This is a genomic window from Intestinimonas sp., from assembly GCF_026169115.1.
GTDB lineage: Bacteria > Bacillota > Clostridia > Oscillospirales > Oscillospiraceae > Intestinimonas.
Map to the genome: position 1 here is coordinate 1 of NZ_JAPFEA010000124.1, position 2,883 is coordinate 2,883.

5 protein-coding genes are annotated in these 2,883 nt (G+C 71.0%); all 5 read right to left on the reverse strand.

Annotated features, from left to right (window positions below; translation table 11 throughout):
* The coding region (locus Q0Y09_RS10725; protein ID WP_297721296.1) for a sulfurtransferase TusA family protein at positions 1–210 on the reverse strand (210 nt) is incomplete at its 3' end.
* A 14-nt stretch (positions 211–224) separates the two neighbouring features.
* Positions 225–494 carry a DUF3343 domain-containing protein gene (locus tag Q0Y09_RS10730; RefSeq protein WP_297721299.1) on the reverse strand — a complete coding sequence of 90 codons (270 nt, stop codon included), beginning with the start codon at positions 492–494 and terminating at the stop codon, positions 225–227.
* Entirely contained in the window at positions 491–1,534 is a 1,044-nt protein-coding gene (selD, locus tag Q0Y09_RS10735; RefSeq protein WP_297721302.1) for a selenide, water dikinase SelD, read from the reverse strand. Before selD ends, Q0Y09_RS10730 begins: the two co-directional genes overlap by 4 nt.
* Positions 1,513–2,331, reverse strand: coding sequence for a selenium-dependent molybdenum cofactor biosynthesis protein YqeB (yqeB, locus tag Q0Y09_RS10740; RefSeq protein WP_297721305.1), 819 nt, complete (start codon positions 2,329–2,331; stop codon positions 1,513–1,515). The genes selD and yqeB overlap by 22 nt, the downstream gene beginning before the upstream one ends.
* Positions 2,325–2,883: selenium cofactor biosynthesis protein YqeC (yqeC, locus tag Q0Y09_RS10745; protein WP_297721308.1), on the reverse strand; the 559-nt coding region annotated here is incomplete at its 5' end. The genes yqeC and yqeB, both read right to left, overlap by 7 nt.

Below are 2,883 nucleotides of genomic sequence, written 5' to 3' on the forward strand. Positions count from 1 at the left end.
CTCGCCGGTGATGCGCACGGCGAAGCCCCCCTCCCGGGGCGCGCTCACCGCCGTCATGCCCTGGCTCTCGGCCAGCCGCGTCAGATTCTCCACGGCGATCTGATTGTCCACGACCACCGTCACATCGCGCTCGCCGCCGTCCAGGGCCTGCTTGGCCAGGACTACCGGCATGGGACAGGCCCTGCCCATGGCGTCGATCTCCACTGCCATTGTCACTCCACCTTTCACATATTGTCGTTCCACAGGACGGGGGTCCCGTCCTCCACCCGGTAGCGCCGGTATTCTCCCGGCGGTATCAGGCCCTCCCCCAGCGCCCTGCTCAGGGCCGGGCCGTCCCGGTCCTCGACGCGCAGGGAGATGCCGCAGGCGGCGGTGATCTGCCGCAGGGTGGGCATCACCGTCACCAGCAGCCGGGATCTCAGGGCCCGCTCCGCCGCCATGGCAGCGTGGGTGCTCTCAAAGGCCAGCAGCTGATAGGTCTCGCTCCCTCTCACGGCTTCACCAGGATGGAGCAATACTCCCGCCTGGCCTCCACATAGCCCACCTGGGCGGCGCAGGGAATGCGGTCCTTCAGGGCGTTCAGCAGAGCCTGGGCGTCCTTTTCCGCCACCGCGATGAGGAGTCCGCCGGAGGTCTGGGGGTCGTAAAGAAGGTCCTGGACGGCCAGGGGAACCTCCCCCTCCACCTTGGTGGAGGACTCGGCAAAGTGGCGGTTGCGGTACATGCCCTCGGGGAGAAGCCCCATCTCGGCCAGGGATCGCACCCCCGGCAGGAAGGGGATGTTCCCGCTTTCGAGGACCACTGTGGCCCCGCCCCCACGGGCCATTTCCAGGCTGTGGCCCATAAGGCCGAAGCCGGTGACGTCGGTGCAGCTGCCCACGTCGAAGTTTACCATGATGTCCCGGGCCGCCTTGTTGAGGGTGCGCATCTGCTCCACCGCCTGGGCATAGAGGTCCGGGTCGGCCAGCCCCGCCTTGGCGGCGGTGGTGGTGACGCCGATGCCCAGGGCCTTGGTGAGGAGGAGCACGTCCCCCGGCCGGGCCCGGTCATTGCGCAGGATCTTGGCCGGATGCACGAAGCCGGATACCGCCAGGCCGTACTTGGGCTCCCTGTCCTGGATGGTGTGGCCGCCGGTGATGATGGTCCCCGCCTCGTAGGCTTTTTCGTAGCCCCCCCGGAGGACGGCGTGGATGGCCTCCCGGTCCATCTGGGGGGAGACGCACATGACATTGAGGGCCAGCCTGGGCTCGCCCCCCATGGCGTACACGTCGCTGATGGCGTTGGCCGCCGCGATCTGGCCGAAGAGGTAGGGGTCGTCCACGATGGGCGGGAAGAAGTCCACCGTCTGGACCAGGGCCAGCTCGTCCGAGAGCTGGTAGACCGAGGCGTCGTCGCTGGTGTCATAGCCCACCAGCAGCCTGGGGTCGGTGCGGGTGGGCAGGCCCTCCAGCAGCTGGGAGAGCACCCCCGCCCCCACCTTGGCGCCGCAGCCGGCGCACTCGGCCAGCTTGGTCAGTTGGATGTCCGATGCCATGTCAGTTCTCCTCCTTTGCTCCATTGACACATAAGGGCCTCCAGGACCCCGCCCCCCACCGCCCGGGCCTTGTCCGAGACGGAGAAGCAGTGTTCCCGGCGGCATCTGGGGTCCACGTCCCCCGCCTTCATGCCGGGGAAGACCGGCGTCCCCTCCGGCAGCAGCCCCCGGACCACGCCGGCGATCTGGGCGGTCATGGGGGCCTCCCCCACCCGTCCCACGGTCTGGCCGGCGGCCACGGTGTCGCCGATGGCGCACAGGGGGACGAAGGCCCCCTCCGCCGGCGCCCGGAGCAGCCGTTCTGTGGTATAGCCGCCGATGTCGCCGGGGACGCCGGTGTTGGGGGCGGGCGAACGGTCCCACAGCACCCGGCCCAGGTCGTGGCCCCGCTGGGTCTCCACGGCGGCGTGGCAGTCCACGCCGGGGGTGAAGCCGGGCCCCACCCCCACCACAGCGGGGGCGTCGGTCAGAGCGGTGCCCAGGTTTTTCTTGGCCAGGATGGCGTCCACCACCCCGTCGGGCTTCAGCGCGGCGACGCAGGTCCCGGCTGGGTCCACCAGCACCGCCACTCTGCCCGACCGGACGCAGCCCCGGGCCTCCGCAGCGGTCTGTACCAGCACGGCGGCGATGCCCTCCACCTCCGCCGTCCCCCGGTACACCGCCTGGGAAAAGGCCACGGTGCAGCGCACGGTGGTGGGCCGGTCTGTCTCGGTCATCACCACGGAGCACCCGGCCCGGAAGAGCCGGCAGGCGATCCCCGTGGCCAGATCCCCCGCTCCCTTTACAACGATCAGCATGGAAACACCTCTTTCACACAATCGGCCTCCCGGAGGGCGGCGGCCACCACACGGGTACCCGGCAGATACGTCTGAACGGCCCGGGCGGTCTCCCGGGCCAGGGCCAGCTCCGCCGGCCCGTCGGCCTGGTTGAGGAGGACCCGGAAGTTCTGCACCTCCCCCACCCCCTTGAACTGCCCCGCCCTGTGGGTGAGGAGCCGGGCCAGCAGGTCCGGGGTGACGATGGTCTCCGGCCCCACACCCAGCAGGGCGCAGGCCAGGGGCGCCCGGTGGCAGACCTCCCCCAGGGGCCGCCCCAGGGCGGACAGCCCCGCCACCGCCGCCACGGCGGCGCAGCCGGGGATGAGACAGGGCTCGTGATCTGCCGGGGCCTTCATAGGCAGGCGCTTGGCCCCGTCGGCCTCGGCCACTCCGAAGCCGAAGAGGTCCAGCCCCCGCTCCAGGACCGCCGGCGGCGGTCCGATCAGCTTGCCTGTCCCCGGCTCAGGAAGGGCGGCGCAGGCGGTGAGCCCCGCCCGCCGGGCCGCCTCCAGCTCGGGGACCGTCCCCGCC